Origin of the sequence: Agrobacterium sp. LY4, assembly GCF_001526585.1 — a bacterium.
Lineage (GTDB): Bacteria > Pseudomonadota > Alphaproteobacteria > Rhizobiales > Rhizobiaceae > Agrobacterium > Agrobacterium leguminum.
Map to the genome: position 1 here is coordinate 320,876 of NZ_ASYA01000023.1, position 18,174 is coordinate 339,049.

The 18,174-nt window shown below is 59.7% G+C and carries 15 protein-coding genes and 1 pseudogene; 5 read left to right on the forward strand and 11 right to left on the reverse strand.

Translation table 11 applies throughout. The features are described 5' to 3' along the window. Window positions 1-195: 195 nt before the first annotated feature. Window positions 196-654, reverse strand: a complete 459-nt coding sequence (gene aac(6') / locus L904_RS19195; protein ID WP_035262476.1) for an aminoglycoside 6'-N-acetyltransferase — start codon at window positions 652-654, stop codon at window positions 196-198. Then, on the reverse strand, window positions 651-2,315 hold the full coding sequence (locus L904_RS19200) for an alpha-glucosidase family protein (protein ID WP_059762622.1): 1,665 nt from the start codon (window positions 2,313-2,315) through the stop codon (window positions 651-653). Before L904_RS19200 ends, aac(6') begins: the two co-directional genes overlap by 4 nt. A 153-nt stretch (window positions 2,316-2,468) precedes the next feature. On the opposite strand from L904_RS19200, the gene L904_RS19205 reads away from it, so the two are divergent. Both L904_RS19205 and L904_RS19210 read left to right on the forward strand, forming a co-directional pair. Then, window positions 2,469-3,389 (forward strand): sugar kinase, encoded by a 921-nt coding sequence (locus L904_RS19205; RefSeq protein WP_035259392.1) that lies wholly within the window; start codon window positions 2,469-2,471, stop codon window positions 3,387-3,389. Window positions 3,390-3,775: 386 nt separating this feature from the next. Continuing rightward, complete coding sequence (locus tag L904_RS19210) at window positions 3,776-4,825, forward strand: bifunctional monoglucosyl/glucuronosyl diacylglycerol synthase (protein WP_059762629.1); 1,050 nt, start codon at window positions 3,776-3,778, stop codon at window positions 4,823-4,825. Between the two features lie 187 nt (window positions 4,826-5,012). On the opposite strand, the gene L904_RS19215 is transcribed toward L904_RS19210, so the two are convergent. From L904_RS19215 to L904_RS19235, 5 genes and pseudogenes are all read right to left on the reverse strand, one after another. Further along, entirely contained in the window at window positions 5,013-5,624 is a 612-nt protein-coding gene (locus L904_RS19215; RefSeq protein ID WP_035259630.1) for a hypothetical protein, read from the reverse strand. Between the two features lie 121 nt (window positions 5,625-5,745). Further along, a complete protein-coding gene (locus tag L904_RS19220; RefSeq protein WP_035259631.1) occupies window positions 5,746-6,354 on the reverse strand; it encodes a DUF2026 family protein in 609 nt (202 codons plus the stop codon). A gap of 203 nt (window positions 6,355-6,557) precedes the next feature. Then, a pseudogene (gene der, locus L904_RS19225) lies at window positions 6,558-7,987 on the reverse strand (ribosome biogenesis GTPase Der). 132 nt (window positions 7,988-8,119) lie between these two features. Beyond that, window positions 8,120-8,791, reverse strand: coding sequence for a tetratricopeptide repeat protein (locus L904_RS19230; RefSeq protein ID WP_035261549.1), 672 nt, complete (start codon window positions 8,789-8,791; stop codon window positions 8,120-8,122). 155 nt (window positions 8,792-8,946) lie between these two features. Then, on the reverse strand, window positions 8,947-9,531 hold the full coding sequence (locus L904_RS19235; RefSeq protein WP_035261552.1) for an NnrU family protein: 585 nt from the start codon (window positions 9,529-9,531) through the stop codon (window positions 8,947-8,949). Between the two features lie 149 nt (window positions 9,532-9,680). On the opposite strand from L904_RS19235, the gene L904_RS19240 reads away from it, so the two are divergent. Beyond that, window positions 9,681-10,664: a polysaccharide deacetylase family protein gene (locus L904_RS19240; RefSeq protein WP_035261554.1), complete on the forward strand. Its 984-nt coding sequence runs from the start codon at window positions 9,681-9,683 to the stop codon at window positions 10,662-10,664. 47 nt (window positions 10,665-10,711) lie between these two features. Here L904_RS19240 and sbmA read toward each other — a convergent pair whose 3' ends face one another. From sbmA to L904_RS19260, 4 genes are all read right to left on the reverse strand, one after another. Next, the gene (gene sbmA / locus L904_RS19245) at window positions 10,712-11,980 is read right to left on the reverse strand and encodes a peptide antibiotic transporter SbmA (RefSeq protein WP_035261556.1); all 1,269 of its coding nucleotides are present in this window, start codon (window positions 11,978-11,980) and stop codon (window positions 10,712-10,714) included. Between the two features lie 185 nt (window positions 11,981-12,165). After that, entirely contained in the window at window positions 12,166-13,356 is a 1,191-nt protein-coding gene (locus L904_RS19250) for an MFS transporter (protein ID WP_031234164.1), read from the reverse strand. A gap of 318 nt (window positions 13,357-13,674) precedes the next feature. Beyond that, window positions 13,675-14,427: a type I methionyl aminopeptidase gene (gene map / locus L904_RS19255; protein WP_003510360.1), complete on the reverse strand. Its 753-nt coding sequence runs from the start codon at window positions 14,425-14,427 to the stop codon at window positions 13,675-13,677. Between the two features lie 54 nt (window positions 14,428-14,481). After that, the gene (locus tag L904_RS19260; RefSeq protein ID WP_003524232.1) at window positions 14,482-15,543 is read right to left on the reverse strand and encodes an LLM class flavin-dependent oxidoreductase; all 1,062 of its coding nucleotides are present in this window, start codon (window positions 15,541-15,543) and stop codon (window positions 14,482-14,484) included. A gap of 244 nt (window positions 15,544-15,787) precedes the next feature. Here L904_RS19260 and L904_RS19270 point away from each other — a divergent pair, with 244 nt between their 5' ends. After that, on the forward strand, window positions 15,788-16,564 hold the full coding sequence (locus L904_RS19270) for a 3-hydroxybutyrate dehydrogenase (protein ID WP_003524233.1): 777 nt from the start codon (window positions 15,788-15,790) through the stop codon (window positions 16,562-16,564). Between the two features lie 138 nt (window positions 16,565-16,702). Beyond that, complete coding sequence (gene xdhA / locus L904_RS19275; RefSeq protein ID WP_031234020.1) at window positions 16,703-18,172, forward strand: xanthine dehydrogenase small subunit; 1,470 nt, start codon at window positions 16,703-16,705, stop codon at window positions 18,170-18,172. Window positions 18,173-18,174 lie beyond the last annotated feature (2 nt).

Below are 18,174 nucleotides of genomic sequence, written 5' to 3' on the forward strand. Positions count from 1 at the left end.
TACTGAGCAATATTTATTAGTAAGAATATATGTAATTTTTAATCGTGAATTAATTCAAATTGTAGACATCATAAAATTCACCAATACTTAAATAGCACTATTCAACATCCAAGGCGCGATCATGGCGCCGCATTTGATCGTCAGAACGCACCCGCAATGTCTGATATTATTCCATGGCCGAACAGTGCCGGGAGGTCATGAACCCAAAGGCAGAGACTTGCGAAAATAAACCACCCGCTGCGTTTCCTCAAATCCCAGCGCCGCATGCATGCGGTGTGAATCGACATTGGAAATATCGGCATCGGAAGCAAGTTCGCTCACACCCTTGCTGGTCGCCCAACGGGTTACTTCGGCAATCAATGCAGCCGCAACGCCCTGTTTGCGAAAGGCCTCCTCCACATAAACGCCTTCGAGAAACGCCACGGGCGAGGTGTCGCATCCGTTGACATAATCATGCCGCAGGCTGGCTTCGGCGAAACCGATGGCCATGCCCGCCGGATCATAGGCAATAAATCCAACCTCATTGTCGGAGACGTCCTGCAATTCCGCCCGGTGTTCGGCGGGTGAAGCATCCGGCCACAAGCGGTGCCGCAGGAGGGACCACTCACCGAGCGATGCTTCACCAGCCGTCTCGATGACAAATTGCCCGCTCATGCAACGACCCCACAAAACACATCCAGCCCCTCGAGCTTCACGATCCCCGCATCGAATAGCGGTGCGAAACCCGGCATCGGCAGTATATCGGTGACCCGCATGGCCTTCGGTATCGGGAATTCCACCGGTTCGCGGGTGAGGTTGAAAACGAAGAGCAGTTTTTCATCGCCCTTCTGGCGCGTGAAGGACAGCACATCGAGATTGGTCTTGATAAAATGCATATCACCATCGCGCAGCGCGCCGTGACCTTTTCGGAACGACAAGACGGCGCGGTAATGGTTCAGAACCGAGTCCGGCTTGCGCTCCTGCGCATCCACAGCCTGCATGGCATGAACATAGGGCACCGGCAGCCACGGCTTTTCAGCGCTGGAAAAACCGGCATTCAGCTTGCCGGTTTCCCACACCATCGGCGTGCGGCATCCGTCCCGCCCCTTGAAGGCGGGCCAGAAGCGGATGCCGTAGGGATCGCGCAGATCCTCGAAGGCAAGTTCCGCCTCGGTCAGACCCAGTTCCTCGCCCTGATAGAGACATATGGAACCCCGCAGGCTGGCGAGAACGCAGATGGCAAGCTTCGCCACCCGCACCTGCTCCTCCGCACTTTCGGAAAAACGGCTGAGGTGGCGCACCACATCGTGGTTGGAAAAGGCCCAGCACACCCAGCCATCCGTCACCACCTTGCCGAAGGTCTCGACCGAGGCGCGCAGATGCTTCGCGCTGAAATCCGGCCCCAGCAGGTCGAAAGTGTAGCACATGTTGAGCTTGTCATTGCCGGACGTATAGGCCGCCACCGTCTTCAGCGACCGCGCCCCGTCTCCCACCTCGCCCACCGTGGCGCGGCCCTCATAGTCGTCGAGCAGCGCGCGAAAACGCTTCAGGAAGGCCACGTTTTCCGGCCGCGTCTTGTCGTAGAGATGGTCCTGCATGCCATAGGGATTGACGTCGGAGGCATCGAGACCGAAACTTTCCTCGTCGAAAAGCGGCGGGTTGTCGCGCAAAAGCTTGTCATGGAAATAATGGTTGACGGTATCGAGCCGGAAACCGTCCACGCCGCGATCCAGCCAGAAACGCACGGTTTCGAGAAGCGCATCCTGAACCTCGCGATTGTGGAAATTGAGATCCGGCTGCGAGGCGAGGAAGCTGTGCATGTAATATTGCTTGCGCACGCCGTCCCATTCCCAGGCCGGGCCGCCGAACACGGAAAGCCAGTTGGTGGGTGCCGTGCCATCCGGCTTGGGATTGGCCCAGACATACCAGTCGGCCTTGCTGTTGGTGCGGCTCGCCCGGCTGTCCACGAACCAGGGATGCTGGTCCGACGTGTGCGAGATGACCTGATCGATGATGACCTTCAGCCCCAGCCGGTGCGCCTCTGCCATCAGCGCGTCGAAATCGGCAAGCGTGCCGAACATCGGATCGACATTGCAATAATCGGAAACGTCATACCCCATATCGGCCATGGGCGAGGTGAAGAAGGGCGAGAGCCAGATGCCGTCGACACCGAGCGAGGCGATATAGGGCAGGCGTTTCGTCACCCCGGCAAGATCGCCGTAACCGTCGCCGGTCGTATCCTGAAACGAACGCGGATAGACCTGATAGATCACCGCTCCCTTCCACCAGTCCGATTGCGCTTGGGGTTTGTGGACCGGGGCATGGGTTAGCAACATGGGCGATCTCCTGATGGTTTGAGCGGAGAATATAAAGCTGTCGCGGCCGCGTAAACCGGAACTTCGCACATGCACAAACGGCCACAACCGCCCTTGTCAGCGGCGCGCACTCGTCGTAAGCCGCATGGCTAGAAAAAACGGGAGGATGACGGCGTGGGCGGACGGTTTCTGTCGATTGGCGAATGCATGGTGGAACTGTCGCAGGCCGGCAACGGGCTGCTGCGCAAGGGTTTTGCCGGCGATACGTTCAATACCGCATGGTATGCCCGGGCCTGCCTGCCAGGCGACTGGTCGGTCGATTATTTCACCGCGCTTGGCGACGATCCTCTCTCTGAAGACATGCTCACCTTCATCGCCGATGCCGGCATCGGCACCGAAAAAATCCGCCGCATCAAGGGCGGCACGCCCGGCCTTTACCTCATCAACCTGAAGGACGGCGAGCGCACCTTCAGCTACTGGCGCAACGCCGCCGCCGCAAGGCAGCTCGCCGCCGATGCGGATCATCTGCGCAGGACGGTGGAAAGCGCCGATGTGGTCTATTTCTCTGGCATCACGCTCGCCATTCTCGCCTCCGCCCATGATGTCGATACGTTCCTCGCCGAACTTCGCCGCGCTAAGGCGGCGGGCAAGCTGGTGGTCTTCGACCCCAACATCCGACCGCGCCTGTGGGCCGACAGGGATACGATGCTCGAGACCATCTCCAACGGTGCGCGCGCCGCAACGCTTGTCATGCCGAGCTTCGATGACGAGGCGGGCCATTTCGGCGATGTCTCCGTGGAAGCGACCATCGACCGCTACCTTTCGCTTGGCGTCGAAAACATCGTCGTGAAGGACGGAGCCAAGGGCGCGACGCTCGATTTCGGCGGCAGCCGTAGTCATGCCCCGGCAGTGAAGGCCGTGGACGTGGTGGACACGACAAGCGCCGGCGACAGCTTCAACGGCGCTTTCCTCGCCCGTTATGTGACCGGGAGTTCGCCGGAAGAAGCGGCCACCTTCGCCGCAAGGGCGGCGGCAACCGTCATCGGTCACCACGGCGCGCTGATCAGCCCCGAGCTGCTGCCGCTGGTGGGATAACGTTCAGCCAAACTGGGCGATCGCGGATTTTCGCGGGTAGGCTACCCCGCCCGCCCTCATTCCTGTGCTTGTCACAGGAATCCAGCCGACGCGCGTCTGCGCGGCGGGAAGAGTCCTTTCAGCCCAAGGACTTGGGCTGGCTGGATCCCTGTGACAGGCACAGGGATGAGGATAGAAGAAAACATTGCGGACAACCGCAAACTTCAAATGTACCGCGCTGATACCAATAATTACGTCACCCGCCATGTGCCTTGAAGCTACACACAGAGGCCGCTTCCCCGCCGTCACACACCCTGACATGATCCTGTAACACGCACGCCGCATATACGGGCAGAAGCCGGGCAATGGGGATTCGCCCGCGCGCAGATGAGCAGGATCAGTGTTTCATGACGAGAATCACGATTGTCACAGATGCCTGGCACCCGCAGGTCAACGGCGTGGTTCGCTCCATAGAAAACACCAATACCGAACTCGCGCGGCTCGGCGTCGATGTGCGCATGGTCGCGCCGCAGAGTTTTTACAGCATCCCCTGCCCTACCTACCCGGAAATCCGCCTTTCGGTTGCCGGTTATCGCCGTGTGGCGGCGGAGATCGAAAAAAGCCAGCCTTCCTTCGTGCATATTGCGACGGAGGGGCCGCTGGGTTTCATGGCGCGGCGCTGGTGCGTGAAGAACCGCATGCGTTTTTCCACCAGCTATCACACCCGCTTTCCCGAATATGTGGCGGCGCGCTTCCCTGTGCCGGAAAGCTGGCTCTACGCCTTCGTGCGCTGGTTCCACAATGGCGGCAATACCTGCATGGTGGCGACACCGAGCCTTGAGACCGAACTGGAAGCGCGCGGCGTGCGCAACCTGAAGCGCTGGAGCCGCGGCATCGACGCCGAGCTTTTCCACCCCCGCCCGAAAGCAAAACTGCCTTTCGACCTGCCGCGCCCGATCTTCATGACGGTGGGACGTGTGGCGGTGGAGAAGAACCTGCCGGAATTTCTGGAACTGGACCTGCCGGGTTCGAAGGTCGTTATCGGCGACGGTCCCGCCCGCCATGAATTGCAGGAGAAATATCCTGATGTGCTGTTCACCGGCGTCAAGACCGGTGAGGAGCTGGCCGATGCCTATGCGCAGGCCGATGTCTTCGTTTTCCCCTCGAAGACCGATACGTTCGGCAACACCATTCTGGAAGCGCTGGCAAGCGGCGTGCCCGTGGCAGCCTTCCCCGTCACCGGGCCGATCGACATCCTCGGCGACAACCCTGCCGCCGGTGCGCTGGATGATAATCTGCGCGATGCCTGTCTCGCGGCCCTTAATTGTTCGCCGCAGGAGGCGCTGGCGCTTTCCAGAAGCTACAGCTGGGAAAAAGCCTCGCGGCAATTCCTCGACAATGTCATTCACGCGGCGGGAAAATCCCTGCCGCTGCTGTCGCGTTCTAAACTTGCATGAGGCGATCCCCGAAATTCTGTTCGGGAACGGTGGACGAAACGAAGCGGGAATGCCACAAGGCAATCAGGACGCGACTGCCGTTATCTTTAGAACGGGGTCGGGCTGCTGATTGACGTCAGGCGGCTGCCGCGAGAACACGCTGGCCGTCCTCTGTTTCCGGATGATACCGCCATTTTCAGATGCCGCTTCAGGATAAGGGCAGAAGCTCTTTCTGCTGGGCTGCGCACCATTGATTGATTTTCTCGATGATGTCCTTTGCAGCAATCGGCAGGGCGCTGTTGGGTATGACAGCCACCGTCCCGTGGAAAACCAGCACCAGGCTGTCCGGCGGCGTGAGTGCGAGATGGTAGCACGCCCAGCTCAGCTGCACGGTGTCCAGTCTTGTGACCTGCTTGTAACCCTCGGGTCCTATCTCGACCTCTGTGTGAGGCGAATACATCCGATCATTGGCAATATTCCAATGTGCCAGGACCTCGTAATAGGATTTCATCTCCTTTCTCGAGCCCCGCGCGATAATGAACCATATGGCGAGGGCCACAAACGGTGCGGGTGCAAACACCCAATAACCGACCACCGGCCAGACGCCCGGAAACCACGGCAGGCTTAAGGAATAGATGAAACCGGCAGCAAGTCCCGCAAACGAGGATAGATGCGCTCTGGCCGAGGCAAAATGGCGCTTCCAGGACTTGTCGCAAATCATGCTGTAATTTTCATAGGCCTGATTTTGATAGCCGTGGACATAGTCAGGCACATGTTTCGGATCGGGCGTGAAGCTTATTGAAATGGTGTCATCGGCCATAGGAACACGTCAATCCCGTCGCTGTTGAAGCCCAGTCTGCGTAGCAACATTGCCCTTATAAATCAAAAGACCTTTTGCTGACAAAACCTTCGGAATCGACACTGCGCGGCGTAATCTGCCTTCACCACGCTCCGGTGAGCATCTGGCCGGAAAGCGGCACGGTCCGCGCCTTGCCGTCGCGATCCGTTACCGAAAGCGAAGCGGCCATCTGTTTCGGCGACTTGCGGAACCAGTTGGCGGCAACGCTCGCCATATCGCCGATCATCGCCTGCCTGCGCCAGTCGGCGAAGCGCTTGGCCGTGGCTTCAGGCTCGGAGCGATAGAAGAAATCGCCGGATTGCCCGAGATCGTTGATGGACGCCGCCATGGCGACAAGCGGCCGCTGGAACATTTTCGCCGGCACCGAAAGCCCATCGGCACCTTCCGAAAATGCCGGTGCCATGAAATCGATCGCCCAGCCATCCGCCTCGATCCAGCAATGGAAATTCTCACCCGCGCCCGTCACATAACCGTCTTCACGGTGATCGGCGAATAGCAGGACCGTTCCACCGAGATTATAGGCCGCAAGCCCGCCCTTCGGCACGGCCTTCACCTTGTAATGCTGCTGCAGGATAAAGGCGCCGAAGGTACTGAAATACATCGAGGCCGATGCGGGATCGGCATTCTGGCTGATGAGCAGGCTGTTGATGACGCGGTAAATCCGGTGATAGTCGGTCTGCTTGATCAGCATGGTCTTTTACTCTTCAAAACCGGACAGTGAAATTGGAACGAGCGGATGCCGCTTGTTTCTTCTCCCCGTCGGGGAGAAGTCCGCGGCAGCGGGATGAGGGGGCGAGGCCAGCGATATGCGGAGAGCTTGCCCCCTCATCTGACCCTTCGGGCCATCTTCTCCCCGGCGGGGAGAAGAAACAGGCCGCGACGCCCTGCGTCAGATCACCGCCTCTTCTTCGCCTTGCTTTCGAACGGATTATCCGAACCCCGATAGTGCACACGGATCGGCACGCCCGGCATGTCGAAATCCTTGCGCAGACCGTTCACCAGATAACGCGTATAGCTTTCCGGAATAGCTTCCGGCCGCGTGCAGGAAATCAGAATGCCGGCGGGCGGGCCTTCACCTGCGTCATATATTTCAGCTTGAGACGACGGCCGGAAACGGCCGGCGGCGGATGCTGCGTCGTCTGCGAATCCAGCCAGCGGTTCAGCTTGGCCGTGGAGATGCGGCGGTTCCAGATCTTGTCGGTATCGATGATGTTCTGCATCAGCCGGTCGAGACCATAACCCGTCTGGCCGGAAATCGGCACGGCGCGGATGCCGCGCGCCTGCGGCAGCAGACGCTCGGTCTTTTCACGCAGATCAGCCAGATAGGCCTGCGGGTCTTCCACCAGATCCCATTTGTTGAAGGCGAGCACGGCGGCGCGGCCTTCGCGGATGACGAGATCGACCAGCTGCAAATCCTGCTTTTCGAAGGGAATGGTGCTGTCGAACACGATGACGACCGTTTCCGCAAAGCGGATGGAGCGCAGCGAATCCGCCACCGAGAGCTTTTCCAGCTTCTCCGTCACCTTGGCCTTGCGGCGCATGCCGGCCGTATCGAACATCTTGATGGTGCGGCCGCGCCAGTCCCATTCGACCGAAATACTGTCGCGAGTAATGCCCGCTTCCGGACCGGTCAACAGGCGGTCTTCACCGAGGAAACGGTTGATGAGCGTGGACTTGCCCGCATTCGGCCGGCCGATAATGGCGACGCGCAGCGGCTTGGTCTCGTCATAAACCGGCTCTTCGTCTTCCTCGTCCTCGCTGCCCGGTTCGCTGCGCGGCAGAACGATATCCGTCTCTGCCTCATCCACTTCCGGCGGGAAAGCGACGTCTTCGCCGATTGCCTCGACAATGGCGTCGCGCAGGTCGATCATGCCCTGACCGTGTTCGGCCGAGATCGGGCAGGGGTCACCGAGGCCGAGCGTGAAGGCGTCGTAGAAACCGGCGTCCGAGCCGCGCGCCTCGGACTTGTTGGCCACCAGCACAACCGGCTTGCCGCGACGGCGCAGCATTTCGCCCAGCGTTTCATCGGCGGGCGTCAGGCCGGCCTTGGCGTCGACGACGAACAGCGTCACATCGGCTTCGTCGATTGCCGCTTCGGTCTGCGCCCACATGCGGCCCTGAAGCGTTTCCGGCCCGGATTGCTCCAGACCGGCGGTATCGATGATGGTGAAACGCAGGTCGACCAGCTTCGCCTCGCCGGGGCGGCGGTCGCGGGTCACACCCGGCGTATCGTCCACCAGCGCCAGCTTCTTTCCGACGAGACGGTTGAAAAGCGTGGACTTGCCGACATTGGGGCGCCCGACTATGGCGACGGTGAAGCTCATTGATCCTGGTTCCTTAAAGCACGTCTGCCCAAAACGTTACCTGTTTTGGGCAAAGGACATGCGTAAAATAATGAGTTGGATCGCTTTGGCAATGCGGAGAATACCGGCGCGATCCTGCGTGGCGCAGCGGCGTTAAGCAGCCTTGCCCGAAGCGGTGATATTGTCGAGCATGATCTGCGCGCGGTTCGTCACGTTGCGCGGCGCCTGCGCGTCGCTGACGATCTGCTCGAACCATTGTTTAGCCTTGGCGAAATCGCCGGCCTTGTAGGCGGCAAGACCCAGCGCCTCACGGGCGGAAGCGCGCATGGTCTGGCCCTCAGTGCTGAGCGGCTCGGCCAGTGCGACGACCTGATCATAGGTGCCGTTATCCACCAGCAGCCACGCCGCGCGCACCTTGGCGGTATCGCGGAAGACCTGCGGTGCAGATGTGTCGTTGCCGATGGCGGTGAAGGCGGCGATCGCGCCGGCCGCATCACCCTTCTGCGACAGCAGCGTGGCCGAGCGGAACTTCGCCAGAACCGGATAATTGCCATGGCCGGAGGTTTCGAGATCGGCGAAGGCCTTCAGCGCCTCATCCGTCTTGTTGTCCGAAGCAAGCTTCAGCGCCGCAAGGAACTGGTCGCCGGAATTGGAAGCGCGGCTGGTGTTCCAGTATTCGTAGATGCCGGCACCGGCAGCGCCGAGAACCACGAGAACGGCCGCACCCACGACCACGATACCGTAACGGCCCCAGAAGCGCGACAACTGCTCGGAGCGGATCTGCTCGTTCACTTCGCGGATAAAGGTATCATTTTCGTTTGCCATCAAATTCTCCGTTACCCGCGCGGAGATCGCTTCCGATCCATCCGTTCGCGGACATACCAAGCCGCTTACCCGGGTCAGCAAAAGTCAGACCGACCGGGTCATGGTCGGCCTTCTAGCCTATTTTGCCTGATATGTAAGGGGGAAACGTTGATTTCCTACAGGACGATGGGCTGAACGCCGATCAACCATTCGTGCAGTTTCAGGATGAATGCACCCCACAGAACGATGCCACCGACAATGGCCACCAGATCGTAGCGGCCTGAAACGAAGTCCCGGACCACTTTTTCGCCCGCTCGTTCCCGGCGCTTCAGCGAAATCCGCATCACCACGCCCCAGGCAAGGAACGATGCGAAAAGAAGGATCGAAGACGTCTCACCATTGGCCAGAAGATGCGCAAGCGCCCAGATCTTGACCGAGAGGATGAGCGGATGTTTCGTCTTCACTGCGATGTGGCCAGCCGGGATGAGGCTGGCGATAAGACAGATCATCGCCGGCAGCATCAGGGTCACGGCAATGTGGCTCATCCAGACCGGAGGATACCACAACATTCCGGTTTCCTGCCGCGCTTCACCGAAGGCATAGATGACGAGGCCGAGCGTGATGAGGCTGACGAGCGAATAGACGCCCTTGAAAGGCCCCTCCCCCATCGTCGCGATCATCCGCGCGCGAAATTGCGGTGCGACCACCTTCAAAAGATGCGTCAGCAGGAACAAGGCAAGACAGAGTGCGAGAAAAAGCATGGAACACGGTCCCCCGGTGGAACGAAGCGGCCCTATCACCGCAAGCTGCAACAGGAATTAGGCCGAAAGTCACGAAAACGCCAGACTATTCAAAGCTTCGCCTTATTCCACCCGCAAAAGGCCACGGTGTTTCATATGACGGATAACTGATGTTTCGCTCACTTGCCGCCTTTTCCCTGTCGCTTCTCGCCGCCCTTCCCGCTTTTGCCGAAGAGGCTGAGAAGCCGAAGCAGCTCGTCATCGTGTCCTTCGACGGTGCGGGCGACAATTCGCTGTGGGAAAGAAGCCGGGCGACGGGCAAGCAAGTCGGCGCGCATTTTACCTATTTCCTTGCCTGCACGCTGGTGATGGACAGGAAGACCAGCGCCAAGACCTATCAGGGACCCGGCCAGAAGGCGGGTCGCTCCAATGTCGGTTTCGGCCAGTCACCCGAAGAGGTGGAGGCCCGGCTGAGGAACATCTGGGCGGCCTATCGCGAAGGTCACGAAATCGGCAACCACACCTGCGGCCATTTCGATGGCGGGCAATGGAGCGCCGAACAATGGGACGGCGAATTCACCACCTTCACCAGCACGCTGGAAAATGCCTGGCAAATGATCGGCAAGAAGGGCGAGGAGCCCGAAGGCTGGCGCGCGATGGTGAAAAAGATCAATGGTTTTCGCGCGCCCTATCTCTCGCAGGGGCCGGCGCTGACCGAAGCGCAGAAAAAGCACCGTTTCGTTTATGACGCCACCAGCATCACCAAGGGACCGGAATGGCCGGTGGAGCGCGACGGCATAGAGCATTTCGGCCTGCCGCTCATTCCCGAAGGTCCGGGCAACCGCCCGATCATCGCCATGGACTACAATCTCTTCATCCGCCACTCCATCGGCGTCGAGACGCCGGATCGTTCAAAGGAATTCGAGGAGCGCGCCTATACCGCCTTCCGCAATGCATTCGACAGGCAATATAATGGCGAGCGCATTCCACTACAGATGGGCTTTCACTTCGTGAAGATGAACGGCGGCGCCTATTGGAACGCCTATGAGCGGCTGCTGCGCGAAGTCTGCGGCAGGCAGGATGTCGCCTGTGTGAGTTATGCCGAGGCGATGCCGATGATCGAGGCGCGGAAGAAGCAGAAGACCGAGGGCTGAATATTCTCAGCTTATGAAAAAGGCGGCCAATCGACCGCCTTTTTTCGTCAGGGCTTGTTAGCCGCCAGCTCGCCGGCTTCCGCTTCCCGCTGAAGATAGCGCTCGTCAATATCCGGCAGGGGCTTGTCATCGATCGCGGCCTCGAAGGCCACAAGACGTTTGTGGATGGAAAGCAGCTCGATGATCGTGGTCCAGGAATTGACCAGATACTGGAACGAATTGCTGACCTGACCGAAGGCCGTGGCGATCTGCTGGTAGATACCATAGGTGATCTTGCCCGCCACGATGGTCGGAACGAGCATCAGAAGCAGGAACACCGCATCGGCCTGAATGTAGAAATACCGCGCGACGTTGAAATAGAGATAGTGCCAGTACATGCGGAAATAGTTTTTCCGCACATTGGAGTAGAGTTCCTTGACTGTCGGCGGCTGGGCGCGGTCGGCGTGGTCCTCGCCATAGACGAGTTCCTTGCGATAGGCGGCTTCCACACGCTGGTTGCGGAAGTTCAGGCCGGGCAGTTTGATGCCGACTGTCGCCAGAAGGACCGTGCCGAAGATGGACCAGACGATTGCCAGCCAGAACAACGCATGCGGCACTTCGCCCAAAATCGGCAACTCGGAGACATAGGACGACAGCGCAAACAGGATCGGCAGGAAGACGACGAGCGTCATTACCGAATTGATGAGCGTGATGCCCAACCCCTCAAGCGTTGACGAGAACCGCATCGTATCTTCCTGAACGCGCTGGGAGGCACCTTCGATATGGCGCAGCTTTTCCCATTTGGACATGTAGAAGTCGTTCATCGCGGTGCGCCAGCGGAAGATATAATGGCTGGTGAAGAAATCCGTCAGGATCGAGACCGCCATGCTGAGAAAGGCGATTTTGGCGAAGACGATCTGGAGGCTGTAGAAATCCCAGACTTCGATACCCGGCTGTTTCGAAAGGGCATTTTGCAAAAGGTCGCCGAAAGGCCGCCGGAAATTGTTGATGACGACGGAAATCTGAACGCCGAAATAGGTCACCGCGATAATCAGCAACGATCCCCAGATGGACCAGAATTTCCAGGGATGATCCTTGGCGATAACGGTCCATACACCGCCGAACGCCGCCAGACACAATGCCAGATAGGCGTAAAAGAACAGGTTAGCCGGCACCAGGAAGTAGCTGAGATCGTAGGGTTCCTGTTCAGGCATTACATAGCCCCAAGACCGACCTAACCCTTCAACGATGAAGTACCATCCGAGAATGGCGAAAAAAGCCCAGATAATGGCCGACGTGAAGAAGATTTTCGGTTTGGGAAAGAAGGAATGAAACACGTTTCGAACTCACGCGCGTTTGAAATCAGCCATTATTGGCGAAGCACTAGATGGCCCGAACCTAGGGCAGAAATTTGTGCACAGCAATGAAGAAGCGCTGACCTTAACAAGATGTAAGGCGCAGAGAGTGGCGCGATCCCCGCAAAACAGCGTGAATTCGGGCCGGTCAGGACGCCGTCAAAGACTTAACGCCGTTGCTCCGTGGCAAGCACCGGCAACATCAGAACAATACTGACGACAAGTACGGCGGAAGCGAGAATGCTGGGCGCGGTAAAACTTCCCGTCGCCTCGGCAATCCAGCCGGCGGCGAGCGGCCCAACGATCTGGCCCGTGCCGAAAGCGGCCGTCATCAGCGCAAAGGCGCGACGCGGGCTCGGCCCGGCAAATTCCCGGCCGAGCTGCAGGCCATAAGCGGTGATGACCATGAAGGTCAGCCCGAGAAGCAGGCCTCCGGCGAGAACACCCGGCACCGGCGGCAGCATGACGGAAGCGAAAACACCGACGGCTTCGACGGCAAGAACGATGACGAAGGCGCGTTTCAGCCCCTGCGATTTCAAGACCGGTTTCCAGAGGAAAAGCGAAATGGCGGCGGCGCAGCCGGTGATGAACCAGGCCAGAAACTCCACGAAAGCACCGGCGGCGGCCATGCGGGCGATTGCCACGATGAAGGTGGCGGTGATGACGTAACCGAAACCGAAAAGCCCATAGGCCAGCGTCGTCAGGAAGAGCGGCCGCGTCCAGTGGAGCGGCGGCTCCGCCACAGAGGATGCATGTCGCGGCGGACCTGCGGGCAGCACCCGCCAGACGAGAATGAATGTGATGAAGGAAAAGACAGCACCTGCGATCCACTCCTCCCGCCATGAGGAACCGCCGCCGTCAAAAACGACGCCGATCAGATAGACCGCAAGCGAGGAGATCGCGATGCCCGCACCGACACCGCCATAATGCAGCGCCTGAACGCTGTCCCTGCCCGCTTTGACGGCATGGCCAATAACGATCTGCGAGGTGAAGATCATGGTCAGCGCGCTGGCGACACCGGCCAGAAACCGGATGACGGTGAAGGCCGCGACGGAATTGAAAGCCGCCATGGCAAGCAACAATGCCCCGGTGGAAAACAGGCCGCAAAGCGCCACCAGCCGTTCCCGCCCCGAACCCCACGAATAGGCCGCCAGAACCGCCCCGGCCAGATAACCGGCGAAGTTACCCGCCGCCACGATCCCCGCATCCCCCGCCGAAAGCGGAACATCCGCCATCATGCCCGGCAGAATGGGGGTGAAGGAAAAGCGGCCGAAACCCATGGCGGAGGCCATCATCAGCGCCCCGGAAAATCCAAGTGCGGTCAGATGTTTGGCGGAAAGTGGCTTGTCGATGCTCATGCATGGCTTATCGCAACGGGGCGGATAAGGGACAAGCGAGTTATTTTGATCGGCGTTATAAGCGGTCGTTATCGGTGCAAGACCTAAGGTGAAGGATACCGCGCCGCGCCCTCCAACCCTCATTCCTGTGCCTGTCACAGGAATCCAGCCGACGCGCGGCCGCGCGGCGAAAAGACTCCTTTCAGCCCAAGGACTTGGGCTGGCTGGATCCCTGTGACAAGCACAGGGATGAGGAGATGGAAGAGTTTTGAATACGGCAAGTCCGCACCGCTAGGCGGGCTATGCGCCTGGGCATCGCAAAGGTCAGCAATGCTCTCCTCACTCAGCGAGCGTCAGCACCAGCGGCCCGTTCTTCGTCGCAACCACGGTATGCTCATACTGCACCGTCGGCGCGCTCGGATCGCTATAGAGCGTCCATGGATCGTCATCGCCGTCTTCGGCCCAATAAGCGCCCGTCGAGAGAAACGGCTCGACGGTAAATACCATGCCTTCCTGCATGATGCGCCGCTCGTCCTTGTCCGGCCAGGTCGCCAGTTCCTTCGGCTCCTCATGCAGCGAGCGGCCGATACCGTGACTGGCGAGATTGGTGATCAGCGTATAGCGGTTCTTCTTGGCAAAGGCGCCGATGGCATTGCCGATATCGGCGAAAGGCCTGCCGGTCTTCACCTGCTGCAGGCCCGTCCACATGGCGCGCTTGCCATCGCGGCAAAGGCGCTCGATTTCCTTCTTCACCGGCGGCACGGCGAAAGACGAACCGGTATCGCCGAAAAAGCCGTTCTTCACCGCCGAGACATCGATATTGACGAGATCGCCCGCCTTGATGATGCGGGGACCCGGAATGCCGTGAGCCACTTCCTCATTGACGCTGATGCAGGTCGCGCCGGGAAACTTGTAGCAGAATTCCGGCGCCGATTGCGCACCGTTATCCTCCAGCACCTTACGGCCAATTGCGTCGAGTTCGGCCGTGGTGATGCCGGGTTCCAGCGCGTCCGCCATGGTCTGCATCGCGACGGCGCACAAACGGCCGATGTCCTTCAGCAGAACCAGTTCTTCTTCGGTGGAAATGACCATGTCTCTGTCCGTCGTTCTGTATGGCGGGTCTGAAAGCGCCCGCCTTGGCAATCATCAGGCCGTGGCTTTCACCGGATCGGCGCTCCCCGTCAATTCTTTTCTGACGATCGGGGCGACTTTCGTACCATAAAGCTCGATGCCGCGCATGATCTGATCGTGCGGCATCAGGCCGATGGCCATCTGCAGCAGGAAGCGGTCATTCCTGAACACGCCATGCGCCTTGATGATCTTTTCCGCCACCAGCTCCGGCTCGCCGAGGAAGAGATTGCCCTCCGGCCCGCGTGCGGCGTCGAAATGCGCGCGGTTCGTCGGCCCCCAGCCACGCTCGCGGCCGATGCGGTTCATCACCTCCGCCTGCGGTCCGTAAAACTGGTCCGCCGCCTTGTCGGTGGTGTCGGCAATGAAGCCATGCACATTGATGCTGGTGCGCAGCTTGGTCTTTTCCTGCCCGGCGCGGCGCGCGGCCTCATGGTAAAGATCGAACAGCGGCGCAAAGCGGCGATATTCGCCGCCGATGATGGCAAGCGCCACCGGCAGACCCATGGCACCTGCCCGCGCCACCGATTGCGGCGTGCCGCCAACCGCGATCCACACCGGCAGACGCTCCTGCAGCGGCCGCGGATAAACGCCACGCCCGTTAATGGCGGGATGCTTGGTGCCGGACCAGGTGACGATTTCCTGCTCCCGCAGCGCCAAAAGCAGATCGAGCTTTTCGGCAAAGAGCACGTCGTAATCCTCGAGATCGTAACCGAACAGCGGGTAGGATTCGATGAAGGAGCCGCGCCCGGCCATGATTTCGGCGCGGCCGTTCGACAGGAGATCGACGGTCGAAAACTGCTGGAACACCCGCACCGGATCGTCCGAACTCAAAACCGAAACGGCGCTCGTCAGGCGGATATTCTTCGTCTTCACCGCCGCCGCCGCGAGAACGGTGGAGGGCGAGGAGACGACATAATCCGGACGGTGATGCTCCCCGAGGCCAAAGACATCGAGCCCGACCTGATCGGCAAGTTCGATCTCTTCGATGAGCTCCCGCAGCCGGCGCGCGCCTTCCGGCCCACGGCCATCGGCGGGGTTGGGATTGACATCCGCGAATGTGTAAAGACCGAGTTCCATAGATGATACCTCTGTTTGCTTGCCTCAGAGATAGGGACGGAAGCCCCGGCAGGCAAATGCAGAATCTGGCGCAAAATCTGGATGCTTAGCTTCGAAAAAATGGATGGGCGCGGCCTGTTTCACTGCGCAACCGAGCTCCCCCGAAATGGCGCCCGAAATGGCGCCCGAAATGGCGATTGCCAGCCCGCCCCCTTTGGGCATACCTTGCTTAAACATGTGCGAAGTAATGCAAAAAGGGGAAAGCATGCATCGGACAGTTATCGTGACGGGCTCTACAAGCGGTATCGGCCTTGCGATTGCGCAGCGATTTGCGCGGGAGGGCGCCAATATTGTGCTGAACGGTTTCGGCGATGAGGACGAGATCGAAAAATTGCGCCTTTTGCTGGAAGCGGAAAGCGGCGGGCGTGTGCTTTACCACCCGGCGGATATGACGAAACCGGATGAGATCGCCGATCTCATTCAATCCTCGCACGAAAAACTCGGCTCTGTGGATGTGCTCGTCAACAATGCCGGCATCCAGCATATCGCGCCCATCGAGGAATTTCCGCCGGAGAAATGGGACTGGATCATCGCCATCAATCTGACCAGTTCCTTCCATACCATGCGCGCTGCGATACCGCTGATGAAGAAGGCCGGTAAAGGCCGTATCATCAACATCGCATCCGCCCACGGTCTCGTCGCCTCGCCGTTCAAATCGGCCTATGTGGCGGCCAAGCACGGCATCATGGGCCTGACAAAGACGGCGGCGCTCGAGCTTGCGCAGACCGGGGTTACCGTCAACGCCATCTGTCCCGGTTATGTGCTCACACCGCTTGTCGAAAAGCAGATACCGGAAATGGCGAAGGTGCGCGGCATCAGCGAAGAGGCGGTGAAGAACGACGTGATGCTGGAGTTGCAGGCGACCAAGCAGTTCGTCACCGTCGACGATGTGGCCGCCGCTGCGCTGTTTCTGGCAAGCGACGCCGCAAGCAACATCACCGGCACCCATATTTCCGTGGATGGCGGCTGGACGGCGCAATAATTGCCGAACTTTCTTTCCGTTTTGGAAACAATGAATTGCCAAAACGGAAATCGATATACGCCTGCGGGCGTGCATATGATGCGCAGGGACAATGACAAGAAACCGGCTCGGCAGCCGGTCAAAAAAGCAGGGCATTGTATGAACGACGCGATCAGCTTCATCCTCAACAGCGAAACCATCTCGCTGAAGGATTTCGGACCGACAGACACGCTTCTCGATTATCTCCGCATCAGCAAGCGGTTGACCGGGACCAAGGAAGGCTGCGCCGAAGGCGATTGCGGCGCCTGCACGGTGCTGGTCGGGCGGCTGCTGGACGGTTCGCTGCGTTATGAGAGCGTCAATGCCTGCATCCGCTTTTTAGGCTCGCTGCACGGCACCCATATCGTGACGGTCGAGCATCTGGCCGCCCGCGATGGCACGCTTCACCCCGTGCAGCAGGCGATGGTGGATTTCCACGGCTCGCAATGCGGTTTCTGCACGCCGGGCTTCATCATGTCGCTTTACGGCCTCTGGCTTTCCAGTGAAAACCCCGGCCGCGCCGACATTGAAAAGGCGCTGCAAGGCAATCTCTGTCGATGCACGGGGTATGAGCCGATAGTCCGCGCCGCCGAAAAGATCGCCGCTGCGCGCCCGAGCGCCCTCTTCGATCCGCTGCAACGGGACCGCACCGATATCATGGCCAGGCTCTGGGCGATCCGCGCCAATGAAACGATCATCGTCACCCACGGCGAGGACCGCACCATCATTCCAGCGACACTGGCCGAACTGACCGAGATTTACGCTGCTGAACCGAAAGCGACCATCGTGGCCGGCTCCACCGATGTCGGCCTGTGGGTGACAAAGCAGATGCGGGCGCTGAACCCGGTCATCTTCATCAACAATCTCGGGGATTTGCAAACCATCAGCGTGGATGAAGAGGGCGTGACACTCGGCGCCGGCGTCACCTACAGCCAGGCCTTCAAGACCATTGCGGAACACTTCCCGCCTCTTGCCCGGCTGTTCGACCGCCTCGGCGGCGAGCAGGTGCGCAATATGGGCACCATTGGCGGCAATATCGCCAACGGCTCGCCCATCGGCGATACGCCGCCGGCGCTGATCGCGCTTGGCGCGACGCTGACCTTGCGATCTTCCTCCGGTAACCGCAGCCTGCCGCTGGAAAGCTATTTCATCGATTACGGCAAACAGGACCGGCTGAGCGGCGAATTCGTCGAAAAGCTCTTCATTCCGTTCCGGAAACCGGAAAGCCTCTATGCCGTCTACAAAATTTCCAAACGCCGCGACGAGGATATTTCCGCGCTCTGCGGCGCCTTCAACCTGACGCTCGATGCCGACGGCGCGGTCGAAGACATCCGCATCGCCTTCGGCGGCATGGCCGGCACGCCGAAACGCGCCGCGCATCTGGAGGCGGCGCTTCTCGGCAAGCCCTGGTGCCAAGAAACGATCGATGCGGCGCGCGATGTGCTGGACGAGGATTTCACCCCGCTGACCGACTGGCGCGCGACTGCCGAATATAGGCAGCTGACGGCTAAAAACCTGCTGACGCGGTTTTTCCTCGAGACTTCGGGGCAAAAGCAGGAACTTGTGCGTTTTGCACTGGAGGAGGCTTGAAC